A 17457-nucleotide genomic window follows, 5' to 3' on the forward strand; every position below is an offset into this window, starting at 1 on the left:
CTTTTTTTGCGCAAAGCGGTTCATCGTTTTTGCCGCTCGTTCGATCAAGGAGGTGAGAGCTCGACTGCTCGTCCACGCCCGCTCCCCATGCGCGCAGTTCGTATGGCGCCAACGCGAGGGGAGGAATGGACGGGACAGCGGGGCTCCATTTCACCAACCCCTCTGTTCGACGAAAGGCTTCCGCCATGTCCGTTTGCCCATCCCATGCCGCCAATGCGGCTCCCAGGCTTTCCGTCCGCCGCTGCCTCCGCCCTGCGCGGATCGCGGCGGCCGTCCGACTCGCAGTGTTCGGCGGTCTGCTGGCTGCCGGACAGCAGGCCGTCCTGGCCCAGAGTGCCGATTCCGCATCGGCGCCGCAGCGGACGCAGGCTGCGCGCGCCTACGACATTCCCGCCGGGCCGCTGGACGAGGCGCTGGCACGCTTTGCCGGGGAGACCGGCATCCTGCTGGCCGCTTCGCCGGAGCAGGTTCGAGGCAGGAGCAGTCCGGGTGTGCGCGGCAGCTTCGGCATCCAGGCCGCGCTGGATGCGCTGCTGGCCGGCAGCGGGCTGGAAGCGGTGCCGAGGGGGCAGGACCAGTTCGTGCTGCGGGAGGCGCTCGGAGCCGCCGTGCTGCAGGCGGTCACGGTGGTCAGCGCCGCGGGCTACGAGCAGGACATCAGGAATGCGCCAGCGAGCATCAGCGTCATCACCAGCCAGGAGCTCGAGAAGCGCCAGTTCGCCTCGCTGCAGGACATCGTCAGGGAGATTCCCGGCGTCGCGGTGATCGGCTCGGGTCAGCAGAGCGGCATCTCGATCCGCGGCATGGAAAAGGGCTATACGCTGATCCTGGTTGACGGCAAGCGCGTGCGTTCGGAGACGAGCAACCCCCGGGAGCTGAACAACGAGGACCTGGACAGCAATTTCATCCCGCCGCTGTCGTCGATCGAGCGCATCGAGGTCGTGCGGGGGCCGATGAGCTCGCTGTATGGCAGCGATGCGATGGGCGGCGTCATCAACATCGTCACCAAGAAGACGCCCGATACCTGGGGCGGCAGCGTCGACTTCGGTTTTCGTGCGCCGGACAGCGGCTCGATGGGCAACCAGCGGCAGCGCAATTTCCACCTCGCCGGCCCGCTCGTCAACGAACTGATCGGGGTGTCGCTGTGGGGAAACGAGACCGACCAGGACGAGGACCGCTATCTCGGCGGCTACCAGGAGTCGGAGAAGCGCACTGTCGGCGGCAGGCTGCGCATCACGCCGAGCCGCGATCATGACCTGAGCCTGGACTATTCGGAGTCCAGCCAGCGCTACATCGGCAACCCGGGCGGTGTGCTGGCCGGCACCGCGCGGAGCAATTCGGATCGGGAATGGAAGCGGGATGCCTGGAGCGTGGCCTACAACGGCAGCTTCGAGCTCGGCCAGCTGGAATTGAAGTACTACCAGGAAGAGTACGAGCGCTTCACCTATCCGGCTGCCGCGCCGTACACCACGGGATCGACGAACAAGGTCGGCGATGCGCGCTTCGTCACCGGTATCGGCGACAGCCATGTGCTGACCATCGGTGCCCAATGGACGAAGGACGAGCTGACGAACAACGAGCTGGGCGGCGGGCGCGCCGGAAGCTTCGGCACCCGTGAAGTCACCGAGAAGGCCTGGTATGCCGAGGACGAATGGGCGCTGATCGACGACACGCTTTTCCTGACCGTGGGCGCGCGGCTGACGGACAACGAATTCTTCGGCCAGCATGTGACCCCCCGGGCCTATCTCGTCTTCAACCACGGCAGCGGCTGGACTTTCAAGGGCGGCGTCGCCACCGGCTACAAGAGCCCGAAGATCTCGCAGATCGACGACAGCACCGGCTCGCAGCGCGGCGGCGGCGCCACCCAGTTCCTGCTGGTCGGCAATCCCGACCTCGAGCCGGAGAAAAGCACCAACTACGAGATCAGCGCGCTCTACGCCAAGGAAGGGCCGCTGAGCGGCGGCGTGACGCTGTTCTACAACGATTTCAGCAACAAGATCCTCAATACCGCGCCCTATTTCTTCGACGACGGAAGTGGCAGGTCGATCTCGGCATATTGCGATTCGGGTGCGGTCGGTACCCGGAACTGCCCCGCCTGGGGCACCTGGCTGAATGCCAGGGGGGCGAAGATTCGTGGCGTCGAGCTGGAAGGCAAATGGCTGATCGGCAGCAGCCTGAGCCTGAAGGGCAACTACACCTATACCCATTCGCGCATCGATGCCGGCAACGTGACGATCGACACCCCGGCCGGCCCGCGATCCTTCGGCGACACGCTGGCAAGGCTGGACGGCAACTCGCTGGTCGGCATTCCGAAGCACAACGGCTCGGTGACGCTGGACTACCGTCCGAACGATGCTTTCTCCAGTTTCCTGACGCTCAACTACGAAGGCCACATCACCCGCGTCAGCTTCGAGAACAACACGGTCGACAAGAGCGACAAGGATCTGATCACGCTCGATGCCGGCCTCGGCTATGCGCTGAACCGCTTCGTCAGCTTCAAGTTCGTGGTGGACAACCTGACCGATGCGAAGCGCTTCAAGGTGAATAACGACACCGGCGTCTATCGCTACTCCGAACGCGGGCGCAGCTATTACGCCGGCATCAACGCGCGCTTCTGAGGGCTGGCACATGACGACTACGAATCGGGCCGCACGGCCGGCTGACGAGACTCGCCTCGCCGGGGCGCTGAAGGCGGCCGCCATGACCGCGCATGCCGTGGCGATCTGCCTGCTGGCCTATGTCGCCAGCGCCCGCCTGGCGGATTTGACGGGCGTGCTGCTGCATCGCCTCGGCATGGCGTGGACGGACGCCGTGCTGAACGCGAGCATGCTCGGCTTTCTGTATCTGCTGATCATCCTGCTGTGGGCATTTTCGCGCCGGAGCGTGCTGCGCACCTGGCTCGGTGCCGGCGGGCTGGCCGCAGCTGCCGTGCTCGCGGCGTGGATGCTGGGAGGCAAGGCATGAAAGAGGGATTCCGCGCCCGCATGGGCGATGTCCACACCTGGGCAGGGCTGGTGCTGAGCGCCTTGCTGTTCGCGATCTTCTGGACCGGCACGCTGTCGGTGTTCGACAAGGAGATCGACCGCTGGATGATGCCAGAGACGCGCATCGCCTTCGACGCGCCGGCGTCCGGGCTGTCGGTCGACAAGGACGTGCTGCCCTTGCTGCGCGAGCGCGCACCGGCGTCCGAGGCCTGGAGCATCGTGCTGCCCGGCGAGCGGGCGCCTTTCCTGTCGCTGGCTTACGAGACCGAGGGGTCGCCGATTCCCAGGCGTGTCCGCTTTCACCCGCTCACGCTGGAACCCTTGCCGGCGTCGAATACGCGTGGTGCAAGCCAGTTCATCTATCCCTTCCACCACAACCTCACGCTGCGCCAGAACAACATCGGCGCCTGGCTGGTCGGCATCGCCAGCATGGGCATGCTGTGCCTGCTGATCTCCGGCGTGGTGATCCACCGCAAGCTGTTCGCCGACTTCTTCACCCTCAGGCTGTTCCGCCGCTTCGGCCGTGCGAACCTCGACGTGCATAACCTGAGCGGCGTCATGCTGCTGCCGTTCGCCATCGTCATCACGCTGTCGGGGGTGGTCATCGCCCATCTGATCTACTTTCCGCAGGTGCCGGATGCGGTCTTTGCGCAGGTTCCGGCAAAAGCTGCGGCGGAGGCGAGGCCCCGGCCGGCGGCCGGCGAGGCGCCGCGTGCCCGCGAGGCCCGTGGAGCGCGGCAGGGCGAAGGACGGGCCGTCCGTGAGGGCGAAGCGCGAGGCAGGCAGCATGGTCCGGCAGGAGCGGCCCGTTCCGGCGACGAGCAGGAGGAGGATCAGCAGAATGGCGAAGCGCAGGCCGAGAGCCGTGGCGAAGGCGCCCGCAACAGCCCGGCGCGGCGCCAGTTCCTGGGTCAGGCGCTGGGCCGGGTCAAGGTTCCGGTGCTCGGCCAGCCGTCAAGCGGCATCGCATCGATCGACGAGATGATTGCTGCCACCGAGCGCGACTGGGGGCCGGGCACGATCTCGATGGTGCGCATCAGCAATCCGGGGGATGCCGGCGGTGTGGCGGCGGTTCGGCCGAACAACATCCACAACGTCACCCAGCGGCTCGACAACAAGCGCTTCTCGCTGGCGACCGGCGAGCCGATCAAGTCCTTCGAAGCGACGCCGACGGTCAACGTGTGGAGCTTCATCGCCGGCATGCACTATCTGCAGTTCAGCCATTGGCCGCTGCGCTGGCTGTACTTCCTCGGCGGCCTGGGCGGCTGCCTGATGATCGCCACCGGCCTGCTGCACTGGACGCAGGCGCGCAACAAGGGCAAACGCGCTGCCGCATTGAACGTAGCGCTGATGAACGTGCTGAACGTCGGCGCCATCACCGGCATCATCGCCGCTACCGGCGCTTTCCTGCTTGCCAACCGCGCCTTGGACAACCGCGAGCAGTTCGCCGGCATCGCCAGCCGAGATTTCGAGGTGGATGTGTTCTTCTATGCCTGGGTGCTGTGCACGCTGCATGCGCTGTTCCGGGTGCTGTGGCAAAGGCGGCATGGCCACCTGCGGGCCTGGGCCGAACAGTGCTGGCTGATCGCCGCGATCGCGCTGGCAGCGGTGGGGCTGAACTGGCTCACCACCGGCGACCATCTGCTGCGAACGGTATTCACCGATACGTATTGGCCGGTGGCGGCGACGGATCTGGGGCTGCTGGCTGCCGCCGGCATCGCGGTGTGGGCTGCGCGCAAGCTGAATGCCGCGTATCGGCTGGCGCTCAGCGAGGCCGGCAAGACCAAAGGCAAGGCGGTGCCGCCCGCAGCGGAGGTGGCCCATGTCTGAGGTACTGTGGCTGATCTCGGCAACGGCGCTGAGCTTCGCCGGCATGGCCTGGCTCGCGCTGGCCATGGACGTCCATTGGGAGCAGGCGATGCAGGGGCCGAGGGGCACGGCCGGTACGGCGTGGCTGCGCTGGCTGGGGACGGTGGCACTGGGCTTGTCGCTGCTGGCCTGCCTGGCGGCCGACCAGCCGTCGATGGCGGCACTGATGTGGGTGATGCTGCTGGCCGTCGGCGCCACCGGTGTGGCGCTGGTGCTGGTTTACCGGCCGCGTCTGCTGGGGCTGCTGTGGCCCCTGGGGGCCGCGGACGCGGGTGGCTCCCGGTAGCATCAAGGCCGTGGGACGGGTTTGCCGCGGGTGGCGGCCCGTCTTCGGCCCGAGGGGCAGGCGAGCGTGGCGGCTTGACGAAAGTCAATGCCGCGGATTTTTATCCCGACAAAAATACTCGGGTATTTCATGCTCCGCCTGCCGCAGGAGACCCGCCATGGCCAAGAAATTCCCCCTCCACCCGAAACACCCCGAGCGCATCTGCTGGGGCTGCGACAAATACTGTTCTGTCGATGACCTGGGCTGTGGCAACGGTTCGGGGCGAACGATGCATCCGGCCGAAGTGCTGGGCGAGGATTGGTATCTGTATGGCGACTGGGACATCGAGCCCGACGACAATGGCAGGAATGTGCGTCCGGACGAGCACTGAAAGCGGCCGGGGCCATGCGATGCGGGCCGTGCGGCGTTCACCCGCCGTTCACCCGTGCCGGAGGATGATGTGGCCGGTGATGCGCAGCGCAGTGAAGCGTGTCACGATGCCCTGTCTGCACATTGCCACCCGCCATGATTCCATCCCGCTGCTTGCCGCTGTTCGCCATGATGCTGCTGCTTGCGGCGCCGCCGGCCGCCGTTGCGGTCGAGCAGGACGTGGTGCGCCGCGCGGTGGAAGCGGGGCAGCTGATGCCGCTGAACGACATCCTGGTCCGGGTGCAAGCGCGCTATCCGGGCAAGGTGCTGGACGTTGAGCTCGATCGCGATCCTGCCGGCCGCCGCATCTACGAAATCAAGATCCTGCAGGAGGGCGGCCGTCGCAAGGAGGTCCACGTCGACGCCGTGACCGGCTTCATGCTCGACGACCGCGCAGCGGAAATCGCGGTGGTCATGCCCCTGCCGCAGGTATTGCGCACGGTTCTCGAACGCTATCCAGGGCACGTGCTGGATGTGGAGCTGGACCAGAATCCGGGCGAGCCGGCGGTGTATGAGGTACGCATCGCCCAGGCGAGCGGACGCCAGGTCGAGCTGCTCGTCGATGCCCGCAGCGGCCAGATCGTTCCCGGCAGCGACCTGCGTTCGGGCACGCTGCGATGGGTGAAGCCGCTGCCGGACGTGCTCGACTGGATTCTTTCGGTCTACCGCGGCGTCATCCTCGAGGCCGAACTCGAGTTCGACAGCAACGATGGGCCCTATTACGAGGTCGAAGTCCTGCTGGCCGATGGCCGCAGGATCGAAGTGCATGTCGATGCGCTGTCGGGCGAGCTGCTGCGCCAGGAGAGTGCCGAATAATGCGCGTGCTGGTGGTGGAGGATGATGACGCACTGGCGGACCGGATCGCCGAGGATCTGCGCCTGTCGGGCATGGTGGTGGACATTGCCCGCGATGGCAACCAGGCCGACTTCATGGGCTGCACCGAGGCTTACGACGCGGCGGTGCTCGACCTCGGCCTGCCCGGCCTGGATGGCGTGTCGGTGCTGCGCAGCTGGCGCGAGCACGGGCGTGACATGCCCGTGCTGATCCTGAGCGCGCGCGGACGCTGGAGCGACAAGCTGGCCGGCTTCGATGCCGGCGCCGACGACTACCTGACCAAGCCCTTCCTGCACGAGGAGGTCGCGCTCCGCCTGCGTGTGCTGATGCGGCGCGCGCGCGGCCATGCGCATCCTCTGATCACCGTCGGACCGCTCAGCTACGACAGCAACGCCGACCGCTTCATGCTGGAGGGCCGGCCGCTGGTGCTGACCGCGCAGGAGCAACTGATTCTCGCCTACCTGATCCAGCGCCACGGCTGTGTGGTTTCGCGCAGCGAGATCGCCGAGCACGTCTATGCCCGCGATCTCGATCCCGACTCGAACACGCTCGACGTCATGATCGGCCGCATCCGCAGGCGCCTGGGCCACCCGCTGATCCATACCGAGCGGGGGCGCGGCTACCGCCTCGCCGACGACAGCGGCGGCGATGGCTAGGCACATCGGGCTCGGCGGCCGCCTGTTGCTGATCGGCATCGCGGCGACCATGCTGGTGAGCGCCGCGGGCGGCTGGATGCTGCGGCAGAAGGTGCATGACACGCTCTACAACGGCATGGTGCTGCGCCTGCAGGATCATGCCGACCGCATCGGCGCCAACTTCGTTTCCGGCACCGATGGCGGCCTTGCGCAGGGGCAGTACCGCGGTACCGACGAGTTTGGCCGCATCTTTTCCGGCTGGTACTGGCAACTGGAGGACGGCCCGCGCCTGCTGCGTTCCCGCTCGCTGTGGGACAGCAGGCTGGAAACCGCCAGGGCGCTGCCGAGCAGGCATGGCGACAGCCTGCTGAATCTGACCGGGCCGCGCGGCGAACGGCTGTTCGGCATCGTGCGCGGCATCGGGGCCGGCGATCAGCAGGCACTGCTGCATGTCTACGGGCCGGCGGGAGAGACGGAGCGCGAACTCGCCTACCTGGATCGCATCCTGGCCGCGACCGGCGCCGGCCTGATCGTGTCGCTGGTCCTGCTGATGATCATCCAGATCCGCTTCGGCCTGTCGCCGCTGCGGCGCCTGCATACGGCCCTGTCCAGGGTGCGCCAGGGCACGGTGGAGCGGATCGGGCGCGGCTACGGACCGGACCTCGACCCCCTGGCCGAGGAGATGGACGAGGTGCTGGCGCGCAACGCGCGCATCGTCGGCCGTGCGCGCACCCATGCCGCCGATCTCAGCCATGCGCTCAAGAAGCCGCTCGCACTGCTGGCGCATGCCGGCAACGACGGCGAATTGCTGCGCAGCCAGGTCGCCACCATGTCCCGCCTGATCGATCGCTACCTGGCGCGTGCCGGCAGCGGCTCGGGCGAGATGCGCCGAATCGTCGTCCGCGAGCGCATCGCAGCGCTGCTCGCGCTGATGCGGCGCCTGCACCAGGCACATGCGCTGCACTGGCACATGGACGCTCCGGCAACCCTGATGTGGCGCGGGGAGCCGACCGACTTCGAGGAGATGCTCGGCAATCTGCTCGACAATGCCGGCAAGTGGGCCAGGAGCGAGGTGCGGGTGAAGGCGCGCGCCGAAGCCGGCATGCTGTCGATCTGCATCGAGGACGACGGCCCGGGCCTGAGCCGCGAGCAGATCGAACTGCGTCTGCGGCGCGGCCAGCGTTTCGATGAGAGCGTGGAAGGCTCGGGCCTCGGGCTGGCCATTTCGGCCGACATCGCCGAAACCTATGGCGGAACGCTGGGGCTGGAGCCGAGCGGGCTGGGCGGGCTGCGGGTCGAGCTGCAATTGCCGCTGTAGGCGGCAGCTGTGTCAGCTTTGTGAAAAAAATGTGAACGAAGCGTGAACGGCCGCGTCATGCGACGTTCAGGTTCGGGTTTCTAGACTGCGTACGCATTGGGCATTCGCCCAGGCTGCCAGTCCGGATGAATGGCTGGCCTCACCGGAGAGCTTTGCCATGAAACCGCCCCATGCCGGACCCCGAATCGCGCTCTATTCCCACGACACGATGGGCTTCGGGCACATCCGGCGCAACATCCTGCTGTCGCGTGCGCTGGCAGCTGCCGATCCGCAAGCGCAGATCCTGCTGGTCTCGGGCATCCGCGAGGCAGGCGCTTTCGCGTTGCCGCCCGGCGTAGACAGCATCACGCTGCCCGCGTACCGCAAGCAGACCGATGGCAGCTATGTGCCGCGCGCGCTCGGCGCCGACATCGATCGCCTGGTGGCGATTCGCGGCGAAACCATCGCTGCCGCGCTGTGCCGTTTCGAACCGGACCTGGTCGTCGTGGACAACGTGCCGCGGGGCGCGATGAACGAGCTCGACGGCGTGCTGCCGATGCTGCGCCGGATGCCGACGCGGCTGGTGCTGGGCCTGCGCGACATCCTCGACACCCCGGCCGTGGTGCTGCGGCAATGGCGCAAGCAACGCAACTTCCAGGCCATCCGCGACTACTACGACGCCATCTGGGTATATGGCGACCACAAGGTCTACGACACCGCCGAAGCCTGCGGCTTCGCTCCCGACATCCGGCGCAGGATCACCGCGCTGGGCTATCTAGACCAGTGTGCCCACATTGCCCCCTCGGCGGCTGCGGCCGCCGAGCCCTTCGTGCTGTGCATGGTCGGCGGCGGCCAGGACGGCTTCCGCCTGACCGAGACCTTCGTGCGCGCAACATTGCCGCCCGGCCATCGCGGCATCGTCGTCACCGGTTCGATGATGCCGGCCGCGTCCCGCGAGCGGCTGCGCGAGCTGGCCGCCGCGCGCCCCGCGATGACGGTGCTGGAGTTCGTCGCCGACCCGCTCGCGCTGATGCGCGACGCCGCCGCCGTGGTGTCGATGGGCGGCTACAACACCACCATCGAAATCCTCGCGCTGAACAAGCGCGCGCTGCTCGTGCCGCGCGTGGTGCCGCGCAAGGAGCAGTGGATCCGCAGCAGCCGGCTGGCGGCGCTGGGGCTGATCGACTGCCTGCATCCCGACGATCTCAGCGTCGAGGCGATGAGCCACTGGCTCGGCCACGGCCGGCAGCCGCCCGCCGCGCGTGAAGTGCTGGATTTCAACGGGCTGGACCGGTTCTGCCGCCTGGCGGCGGAGCTGATCACCGCTTCACCGAAGGACATCTGCCATGCCGCCTGAAAACATTCTGCGCCTCGGCTACGTGCTGAAGCGCTACCCGCGCTTTTCCGAGACCTTCGTCGTCAATGAAATCCTCGCTCACGAGGCAGCGGGCGCGCAGATCGACATCTTCGCCCTCGGCCCGGTGGAGGAAACCCACTTCCAGGATGCGATCGCGCGTGTGCGCGCGCCGGTCACCCGCTTCCAGCACCGCCTGCGCAACGGCGACGCGCTGTGGCAGCTCATCGTCCGCGCCTGCCGCGAGCTGCCGTGCTTCGCCGAGCGGATGGGGCTGGCAGAGGAGACCGCCGGCGACCTGGTGGGACAGGCGGTCCAGCTGGCGCTCGAGGTGAAGGCACGGCGCATCGAGCACCTGCATGCCCACTTCGGCACCCAGGCGGCCACCGTCACCCGTCTCGCCGCCGCCTTCGCAGATGTTCCCTACACCTTCACCGCCCACGCCAAGGACATCTATCACGAGTACGAGGAGCCGGTGCGGCTCGACCTGAAGATGCGCGATGCCGCCTGCACCGTGACCGTCTCCGACTACAACCTCGCCTACCTCCGCGATCGCTACGGCTCGGCGGCCGAGCGCACGGTGCGCCTGTACAACGGCCTGGATCTTGCCCACTTCCGCTGGCAGCCGACGCTGCAGCAGGCGGACGAGATCCTGGCCGTGGGCAGGCTGGTCGAGAAGAAGGGCTTCGACGTGCTGCTCGACGCCCTTGCCTTGCTGAAGGCGCGCGGCGTCGATTGCCGCTGCACGCTGATCGGCGACGGCCCGCTCAGGGCGCAACTGGAAGCGCAGCGTGCGGCGCTGGGGCTGGAAGACTGCCTGTCGATGCCGGGCCTGCGCCCGCAGCCGGAAGTTCAGCAGGCGCTGCGCGAAGCGGCGCTGCTGGCTGCGCCCTGCATCGTCAGCGCCGACGGCGACCGCGACGGCCTGCCCACGGTGCTGCTCGAAGCGATGGCGCTGGGCACGCCCTGCATCTCGACCCGGGTGGCCGGCATTCCCGAACTGGTCCGCGACGGCGATACCGGGCTGTGTATCGAAGGTGGCGATGCACGCGCACTGGCCGACGCGATCGAGCAGCTGCTGGGCGATCCGGCGCTGCGCGGGCGCCTGTCGGCCAATGCGCGCCGGCTGATCGAGGCCGACTACGACATCCACCGCAACGCCGCCATTCAGCGCGAGCTGTTCCGGCGCGCGCGGGACGGACGGCACGGGCGGGCCTGCTGATGCGAATCGCGTACGTCTGCGCCGACCCCGGCATTCCGGTGTTCGGCACCAAGGGAGCATCGGTGCATGTGCAGGAAGTGCTGCGCGGCCTGCGGCGGGCGGGGGCCGAGCCGGTGCTGTTCGCCAGCCGCATCGGCGGCGAGCCGCCGGCCGATCTCGCCGGCCTGCGCGTGGTCGAGCTGCCGCCGCTGCCCAAGGGCGAGCCGCTCGCCCGTGCCCGCGCCGCGCTCGATGCCAATGCCGCGGTGATGGCGGCGCTGGAGGCGGCGGGGCCGTTCGAGCTGGTATATGAACGCTATTCGCTGTGGAGCGATGCCGGCATGGTCTGGGCGCGGCGTGCCGGCTGCCCGGGGCTGCTGGAAGTCGAACGCGCCGCTGATCGAGGAGCAGCGCAAGTATCGCGGCCTGGTGCTCGAAGACGAGGCGTTGCGGATCGCGCAGTCGGTGTTCGGCGCGGCCAGCGCGCTGGCCGCGGTGTCGCCCGGCGTCGCGGCCTATCTCGAAGGCCAGCCGGCTGCGCGCGGCCGTGTCCATGTCGTCGCCAACGGCGTCGAACCCGGCACGCTTCGCCGCCGCGGCGGCCGGCCGTGGCCAGGGCAATGCCGGCAAGGCGCCGGTGATCGGCTTCCTCGGCACGCTGAAGCCCTGGCATGGGCTGCCGGTGCTGATGGAGGCCTTCGTCCGCCTGCGCCGCCGGCATGGCGCTGATGCCCGCCTGCTGCTCGTCGGCGACGGCCCCGAGCGCGATGCGCTGGCGGCGAGCGCCGAAGCGGCCGGTGTGGCGGCGATGGTCGAGTTCACCGGCGCGGTCGAGCCGGCCGCGGTGCCGAACTGGCTGGCGCGGATGGACGTCGCCGTCGCGCCTTATCCGGCGCTGGACGACTTCTACTTCTCACCGCTGAAGATCTACGAATACATGGCCGCCGGGCTGCCGGTGGTGGCGAGCGCGGTCGGCCACCTGGCGACGGTCGTCGCCGACGGCGAGGACGGTATGCTGGTCGCGCCCGACGATGCCGATGCGCTCGCCGCCGTGCTGGCCGGGCTGCTGGCCGATCCCGCGCGCTGCCTGCGGCTCGGCCGCGCGGGCCGGCGCAAGGTCGAGCGCGAGCACAGCTGGGATGCGGTCGTCGGCCGCCTGCTGGCGATCGCCCGCGGCACGATGGTGGAAGGCCAGGGCCGATGAGCACGCCGCTGCTGCGCATCGCACGGCGCTTCGGGCCCTATCTGCGCGGCCACCGGCCGCTGCTGTCCGGCGCCGCCGCCGCGCTGGTGTTCTCCACCGCGATGCGCCTGCTCGAACCCTGGCCGCTGGCCCTGATCATCGACGGCCTGGTGGCCGGCAAGCCGCCGGCTTTGCTGGCCAGCCTCGAGCCGATGATCGCGCTCGCCGTGTGCGCCGCGGCGGTGATCGCCATCGCCGCGCTGAAGGCGGGATCGGCCTACCTCAGCACGATCGGCTTCGCCCTGGCGGGCAACCGCATCCTCGGCCGGGTGCGCATCGACCTGTTCGCCCACCTGCAGCGCTTGTCGCTGGCCTTCCACCACCGCGCCCGCAGCGGCGACCTGACGCTGCGCCTGGTCAACGACGTCGGCATGCTGAAGGAGGCGATGGTCACCGCGCTGATGCCGATGAGCGCCAACCTGCTGATCCTGGGCGGCATGCTGGCGGTGATGCTGGCGCTCAACTGGCAGCTCGCGCTGGTGGCGATCCTGCCGGTGCCGGTGCTGCTGCTGGCGACCGTGCGCCGCGGCCGCCGCATCCACGAAGCCAGCCGCGCCCAGCGCAAGCGCGACGGTGCGATGGCGTCCACCGCCGGCGAGGCGCTGGCGGCGATCCGCACCGTGCAGTCGCTGTCGCTGGAGCCGGCGATCGCGAAAGCCATCGGTGCATCCGACCAGCACAGCCAGCAGGCCGACGTGCGCGCCAAGCGCCTCTCGGCCGGGCTCGAACGCGGCGTCAACTTGCTGGTGGCGGTGGCGACCGCGCTGGTGCTGTGGCAGGGCACGCGGCAGGTTCTGGCCGGCGCGCTCAGCCCGGGCGACCTGCTGGTCTTCGTCACCTATCTGAAGAACTCCTTCCGTCCGGTGCGCGAATACGCGAAGTACGCCAGCCGCCTGTCGAAGGCGCTGGCGGCCGGCGAGCGCATCGCCGACGTGCTCGACGAGACGCCGGAGATCACCGACCGCCCGGACGCCATCGAAGCCGGCAGGCTGAAGGGTGCGGTGCGCTTCCGGCAGGTCGATTTCGCCTATGCCGCCGGCGGCGCGAAAGTGCTCGACGGCTTCGAGCTCGAGCTGCGGCCGGGCGAGCACGTCGCCCTCGTCGGCGCCTCGGGCGCCGGCAAATCGACGATCGGCAGCCTGCTGCTGCGCCTGTACGACCCGAGCGCCGGTGCGATCGAGATCGACGGCCACGACCTGCGCGAGCTGACCGTCGCCAGCCTGCGCCGCCAGGTCTGCCTGGTGCCGCAGGACAATCTGCTGTTCGCCGCCACGGTGCGCGACAACATCGCGCTCGCGGCGCTGAGGCCGGTCGGGCAGGAGGAGGTCGAACAGGCGGCGCGCCTCGCCAATGCCCATGAGTTCATCATGGCGCTGCCGGCGGGCTACGACACCGTGATCGGCGAGCGCGGCGCGACCCTGTCCGGCGGCCAGCGCCAGCGCATCTCGGTGGCGCGCGTCGCCTTGCGCGACAGCGCCATCGTGGTGCTCGACGAACCCACCGTCGGCCTCGACCGCGACAACGAGCGCATCGTCATCGACGCGCTGCGCCACCTGGCCCAGGGACGGACCACCTTCACCATCACCCACGACCCGATGCTGGCGGCCGACGCCGACCGCATCGTCTTCCTCGATGGCGGGCGCGTGGTCGAACAAGGCGCGCCGGCGGAACTGATCGCCCGTGGCGGGCGCTTCGCCGCGCTCTGGCGCGGCCGGCGGGACGAACAGGCGGCAAGCGGGGCCTGCGATGCACTGTGACGCCGATGCCGCCATCGCCGCGCGCGACACCGCGCTGCCCGGCCTCGCCGTGCTGCTCGACGAGGCGCGGCTGCTGGCGCTGCTGCGCGGCTTGCCCGGGCTGGCCGCGGCCAGCGCGGCGGCGGTCGATTACCTGCGCTACAAGCCCGGCGTCAGCTGCACCGCGGGCGTTTGCGTCCAGTTCCGGGATACGGCGCCGCTGCGGCTCCAGTTGCGCGCATTGACGGCGTCGCGCTACGCGCAGGCCGCGGCGCGGCCGAAGTGGCAGGCCGAGATCGCCGCCGGCCGGGCCGATGCCCCCTGCATGCTGGCCGATGCGTGCATCGTGGTGCTGCGGCTGCGCCACGACCGCTCGATCAAGGCATTGCGCCTGCTCGAGGATCGCGCAAGGCTGCCCGATCTGCTGTCCCGGCTCGGCATCTGCGGCGACGGCAGGGTGGAGGACGGGGCCGGGCCGGCGCTCGACATCCTGCGCTACAAGCCCGAGCGCAGGCTGGTTGCGCGCGTGTCGGTGGCGGGGCGGCCGGTCGCGGTGCTGCGTGCCTGCCCGAAAGACGGTTTCGGTTCGATGCTGAGCAATGCCGCGCTCGCCGCCGCGGCCGGCGGCCCGCGCCTGCTGGGCGTCTGGAGCGAACGGCAGGTCTTCGCCTGCGCGTGGACCGAAGGCTGGAGCCTGTGCCCGGAAAGCGGCAGCCTGCCCGATGCCGCAACCTTGCGCGGCATCGGAGCGGCGCTTGCCGGCGTTCATCGCAGCGGCCTCGCCGCGCCGCTGAGGCGCCAGCGGCGCGACGAGCGCGAAGCGGTCGAGCAGGCGGTGGCGGCCTTGGGTGTGCTGTATCCGGAGCAGCTGCAATCCGCCCGCGAGCTTGCCGAGCGTGCGCTCGATGCGCTGTCGGCGGCGCCGATGTCGCCGTGCTTCATCCATGGCGACTTCTCCATCGACCAGGTCATCGCCGATGCCGGCCGTCTGACCGTGATCGACTGGGACCGCGCCTGTCTGGGCGATCCGGCGGCGGACCTCGCTTCGCTGTGCGCACGGCTGGACCTGCAGGTGATCGAGGGCCTGCTGACGCAGGCGGAGGCGGACAAGGCCGCCGCTGCCTGCATGGCAGGCTACGGCGAAGCGGCCGGTGCGCTTCCCGCCGCACTGCCGTGGCAGCGCGTGGCCGAACTGCTCAAGCTGCTCGCCGAGCCGTTCCGCAAGCGCAGCCGGGACTGGCCGCGGCACGTCGCGCACATGCTCGGCCGTGCCGGCATGCTCGCCGATCAGGCCGAGTCAGCGGCGGCGCTGCCGTGCGAAGTGGCTGCGGCCGGGCTGCCGACCCTGGCGCAGGCGCTCGATGCCGCATGGATGCGCCCGCACCTGGCGCGTTGCCTGGGGCTGGCAGAGGACGGCTGTGAAGTGCAGGTCGTGCTCAGGCGGCTCAAGCCCGGCCGGCGGGCGTTGGTCGAGTACGTCGTCATGCCTTCGGCGGCGGGGCTCCCGGGGACGCCACTCGGCCGTGCGCCACTGAGCCGTGCGCCACTGAAAATGCTCGGCAAGCTGCGCGGCAAGGGCCTGGACCGCCGCGGCTACGAAACGCAGCGCGCCCTGTGGCTGGCGGGCCTGGACCGCGGGCCGGTGGTCGTGCCCGAGCCGCTCGGAACCGTGCCCGAGCTGGCCTTGTGGCTGCAGCGCGGAGTGCCGGGCCGGCCGGCCTCGGGCTGCTTCGTGCCGGGCGCCGACACTGGCGCCGCGCGGCGCATCGGCGCGGCGCTGGCACACCTGCACCGGCAGGCGCTGCGGCCGCCGCGGACCTGGGACGTCGGCGACGAAACGGCCATGCTGCGGCGCTGCCTCGCCTCGGCGGCCCAGGCCCGGCCCGGCCTTGCGGCGCGCATCGAAGCCGTTGCGCGCGCCTGCGAAAGGCTGGCGGCGGCATTGCCGCAGGCGGCGGCCTGCGGCGTGCATCGCGATTTCTATCCCGACCAGGTGCTGGTCGATGGCGAAACCGTCGTGCTGCTGGATTTCGACCTGCATGCGCTGGGCGATCCGGCGCTGGACGTCGGCAATTTCGTCGCCCACGTCACCGAGCAGTCGATCCGCTTCCATCACGACGCCGCGGCCCTGGCGGTGCATGAAAGCGCTTTCGTCGACGCCTACCGGGCCGGCATGCCCGACGTGGCACGGGAGTCGATCGCCGGCTACACGGCGCTTTCGCTCGCACGCCACATCCATTTGAGCACCCGCTTCGAGGACCGTGCGCATACCACGATGATGCTGCTGGAAGCCTGCGAGGCCCGCCTCGCTCCCTGGCCGGAGGCAGCCGCATGATGCGTCCGGTTCTGCTCCGCATGTTCACCGCATGCAGCCTGGGCATCGCCGCCGGCGGGGCGGCGGCCGAAGAGTTCGTCGACCTGCGCACCACGCTGATCGTGGAGGCCGCCGCCGAGCGCAACTTCACGCTCGAGCGCGGCAATGTCGAGCGCGCCGAGGAATACGAACCCCAGCTCCGGCTGCAGGCGCGCTTCTTCCCCGAGCGCAGGGTGTGGGGCCTGATCGAGGCCGAACTCATCCACCGCATCAAGCGCGAGCGCGGCGAGCCGACCGGTACCGACAACCGGCTGAACCTGACCCACGCCTATCTCGCCATCGAGGATGCGCTGCCGGATACCCGGCTGAGGCTGGGCCGCTGGCTGCAGCGCGACGAGCGCGAATGGCTGATGGACGAGAACCTGGACGGCGTGCATCTCGAATACGATCGCGGCCGTTGGCAAGGCGAGCTGTTCCTTGCCCGCGTCAGCCATTGGCGGCGCGATCTGCTCGACCACGACAGCCACGGCGAGCCGGTCAACTTCGTCGCCGCGTTCGGCCGCCACGAGATGGATCGGAAGTGGGTCAAGGACTGGCAGATCGGCGCCTATGCGGTGCGTCAGCACGACGTCTCGGCGGACGATACCTGGCTCAACCATGTCGGCCTGCGCTCACATGCCACGCCGGACAAGGGCTGGCGGCACTGGCTGGAGCTGGCCCACGTCGGCGGCCGCGAAGGCGGCGAGCGTGTCGACGGCCATGCGGTCAACCTGGGTGTGACCTATGCCTTCGACACCGCGCCGCTGCGGCCGCGCCTGACGCTGGGCTATGCCTATGCCAGCGGCGATCCCAGGCGCGGCGACCGCGGCGGCGGCGCGTACAGGCAGACCGGCCTGCAGTCGAACGAGGCGACGTTCGGCGGCGTGGCGAAGTTCCGCATCTACGGCGAGACGCTCGATCCGGACCTGGGCAACCTGCACATTCTGACTGCCGGCCTGGGGCTGGACCTGGGGCGCGAACTGTCGCTGGATCTGGTCTATCACCGCTACAGGCAGGACGTGCTCGGCAAGCTGCGCGAGACCGAACTGGATCCGGAGGAAGACAGGCGCGACGACCGCTACCTGGGCGACGCTTTCGACCTGGTGCTGGGCTGGCGGCCGTCGGAACGCGTCAAGCTGGAGGCTGCGCTCGGCTGGTTCCGGCCCTCCTCGCGCTTCCGCAGCGATGACGACGACGATGCGCCGCGCGCCGGGGACGCCTATTCGGCGCGGCTGGAGTTCAATTACCGCTTCTAGC

At 69.4% G+C, this 17457-nt stretch carries 15 protein-coding genes; all 15 read left to right on the plus strand.

Annotated elements, in window-relative coordinates:
• Nucleotides 1-284: 284 nt before the first annotated feature.
• The 15 genes from QM748_RS01880 (at nucleotide 285) to QM748_RS01950 (ending at nucleotide 17456) form a co-directional block, all read left to right on the plus strand.
• Entirely contained in the window at nucleotides 285-2618 is a 2334-nt protein-coding gene (locus QM748_RS01880) for a TonB-dependent receptor domain-containing protein (RefSeq protein ID WP_415245388.1), read from the plus strand.
• 10 nt (nucleotides 2619-2628) lie between these two features.
• Nucleotides 2629-2964, plus strand: coding sequence for a hypothetical protein (locus QM748_RS01885; protein WP_415245389.1), 336 nt, complete (start codon nucleotides 2629-2631; stop codon nucleotides 2962-2964).
• Nucleotides 2961-4814: a PepSY-associated TM helix domain-containing protein gene (locus tag QM748_RS01890; protein WP_415245390.1), complete on the plus strand. Its 1854-nt coding sequence runs from the start codon at nucleotides 2961-2963 to the stop codon at nucleotides 4812-4814. Before QM748_RS01885 ends, QM748_RS01890 begins: the two co-directional genes overlap by 4 nt.
• The gene (locus QM748_RS01895; protein ID WP_415245391.1) at nucleotides 4807-5139 is read left to right on the plus strand and encodes a DUF3325 domain-containing protein; all 333 of its coding nucleotides are present in this window, start codon (nucleotides 4807-4809) and stop codon (nucleotides 5137-5139) included. The genes QM748_RS01890 and QM748_RS01895 overlap by 8 nt, the downstream gene beginning before the upstream one ends.
• A 157-nt stretch (nucleotides 5140-5296) precedes the next feature.
• Nucleotides 5297-5509, plus strand: coding sequence for a DUF3079 domain-containing protein (locus tag QM748_RS01900; RefSeq protein ID WP_415245392.1), 213 nt, complete (start codon nucleotides 5297-5299; stop codon nucleotides 5507-5509).
• Between the two features lie 167 nt (nucleotides 5510-5676).
• Nucleotides 5677-6363 carry a PepSY domain-containing protein gene (locus tag QM748_RS01905; protein WP_415245393.1) on the plus strand — a complete coding sequence of 229 codons (687 nt, stop codon included), beginning with the start codon at nucleotides 5677-5679 and terminating at the stop codon, nucleotides 6361-6363.
• A complete protein-coding gene (locus QM748_RS01910) occupies nucleotides 6363-7037 on the plus strand; it encodes a response regulator transcription factor (protein WP_415245394.1) in 675 nt (224 codons plus the stop codon). The genes QM748_RS01905 and QM748_RS01910 overlap by 1 nt, the downstream gene beginning before the upstream one ends.
• Entirely contained in the window at nucleotides 7030-8334 is a 1305-nt protein-coding gene (locus QM748_RS01915) for a sensor histidine kinase (RefSeq protein WP_415245395.1), read from the plus strand. Before QM748_RS01910 ends, QM748_RS01915 begins: the two co-directional genes overlap by 8 nt.
• Nucleotides 8335-8491: 157 nt before the next feature.
• Nucleotides 8492-9670, plus strand: a complete 1179-nt coding sequence (locus tag QM748_RS01920) for a glycosyltransferase family protein (RefSeq protein WP_415245396.1) — start codon at nucleotides 8492-8494, stop codon at nucleotides 9668-9670.
• Nucleotides 9660-10889 (plus strand): glycosyltransferase, encoded by a 1230-nt coding sequence (locus tag QM748_RS01925; protein WP_415245397.1) that lies wholly within the window; start codon nucleotides 9660-9662, stop codon nucleotides 10887-10889. Before QM748_RS01920 ends, QM748_RS01925 begins: the two co-directional genes overlap by 11 nt.
• Nucleotides 10889-11509: a hypothetical protein gene (locus QM748_RS01930; RefSeq protein WP_415245398.1), complete on the plus strand. Its 621-nt coding sequence runs from the start codon at nucleotides 10889-10891 to the stop codon at nucleotides 11507-11509. Before QM748_RS01925 ends, QM748_RS01930 begins: the two co-directional genes overlap by 1 nt.
• Nucleotides 11422-12072 carry a glycosyltransferase family 4 protein gene (locus QM748_RS01935; RefSeq protein WP_415245399.1) on the plus strand — a complete coding sequence of 217 codons (651 nt, stop codon included), beginning with the start codon at nucleotides 11422-11424 and terminating at the stop codon, nucleotides 12070-12072. The genes QM748_RS01930 and QM748_RS01935 overlap by 88 nt, the downstream gene beginning before the upstream one ends.
• Entirely contained in the window at nucleotides 12069-13868 is a 1800-nt protein-coding gene (locus QM748_RS01940; RefSeq protein WP_415245400.1) for an ABC transporter ATP-binding protein, read from the plus strand. Before QM748_RS01935 ends, QM748_RS01940 begins: the two co-directional genes overlap by 4 nt.
• A complete protein-coding gene (locus QM748_RS01945) occupies nucleotides 13858-16182 on the plus strand; it encodes a phosphotransferase (RefSeq protein WP_415245401.1) in 2325 nt (774 codons plus the stop codon). Before QM748_RS01940 ends, QM748_RS01945 begins: the two co-directional genes overlap by 11 nt.
• Nucleotides 16179-17456: an alginate export family protein gene (locus QM748_RS01950; RefSeq protein ID WP_415245402.1), complete on the plus strand. Its 1278-nt coding sequence runs from the start codon at nucleotides 16179-16181 to the stop codon at nucleotides 17454-17456. The genes QM748_RS01945 and QM748_RS01950 overlap by 4 nt, the downstream gene beginning before the upstream one ends.
• Nucleotide 17457 lies beyond the last annotated feature (1 nt).

The organism is Thauera sp., from assembly GCF_047601425.1.
Lineage (GTDB): Bacteria > Pseudomonadota > Gammaproteobacteria > Burkholderiales > Rhodocyclaceae > Thauera.

Bases quoted from the DNA above. Each gene is read 5' to 3' on its own strand.
- QM748_RS01935 (WP_415245399.1), top strand. From the start codon at position 11,422: ATGTCGTCGCCAACGGCGTCGAACCCGGCACGCTTCGCCGCCGCGGCG.
- QM748_RS01890 (WP_415245390.1), top strand. From the start codon at position 2,961: ATGAAAGAGGGATTCCGCGCCCGCATGGGCGATGTCCACACCTGGGCA.
- QM748_RS01930 (WP_415245398.1), top strand. From the start codon at position 10,889: ATGCGAATCGCGTACGTCTGCGCCGACCCCGGCATTCCGGTGTTCGGC.
- QM748_RS01900 (WP_415245392.1), top strand. From the start codon at position 5,297: ATGGCCAAGAAATTCCCCCTCCACCCGAAACACCCCGAGCGCATCTGC.
- QM748_RS01910 (WP_415245394.1), top strand. From the start codon at position 6,363: ATGCGCGTGCTGGTGGTGGAGGATGATGACGCACTGGCGGACCGGATC.
- QM748_RS01940 (WP_415245400.1), top strand. From the start codon at position 12,069: ATGAGCACGCCGCTGCTGCGCATCGCACGGCGCTTCGGGCCCTATCTG.
- QM748_RS01950 (WP_415245402.1), top strand. From the start codon at position 16,179: ATGATGCGTCCGGTTCTGCTCCGCATGTTCACCGCATGCAGCCTGGGC.
- QM748_RS01925 (WP_415245397.1), top strand. From the start codon at position 9,660: ATGCCGCCTGAAAACATTCTGCGCCTCGGCTACGTGCTGAAGCGCTAC.
- QM748_RS01945 (WP_415245401.1), top strand. From the start codon at position 13,858: ATGCACTGTGACGCCGATGCCGCCATCGCCGCGCGCGACACCGCGCTG.
- QM748_RS01915 (WP_415245395.1), top strand. From the start codon at position 7,030: ATGGCTAGGCACATCGGGCTCGGCGGCCGCCTGTTGCTGATCGGCATC.
- QM748_RS01920 (WP_415245396.1), top strand. From the start codon at position 8,492: ATGAAACCGCCCCATGCCGGACCCCGAATCGCGCTCTATTCCCACGAC.
- QM748_RS01885 (WP_415245389.1), top strand. From the start codon at position 2,629: ATGACGACTACGAATCGGGCCGCACGGCCGGCTGACGAGACTCGCCTC.
- QM748_RS01905 (WP_415245393.1), top strand. From the start codon at position 5,677: ATGATGCTGCTGCTTGCGGCGCCGCCGGCCGCCGTTGCGGTCGAGCAG.
- QM748_RS01895 (WP_415245391.1), top strand. From the start codon at position 4,807: ATGTCTGAGGTACTGTGGCTGATCTCGGCAACGGCGCTGAGCTTCGCC.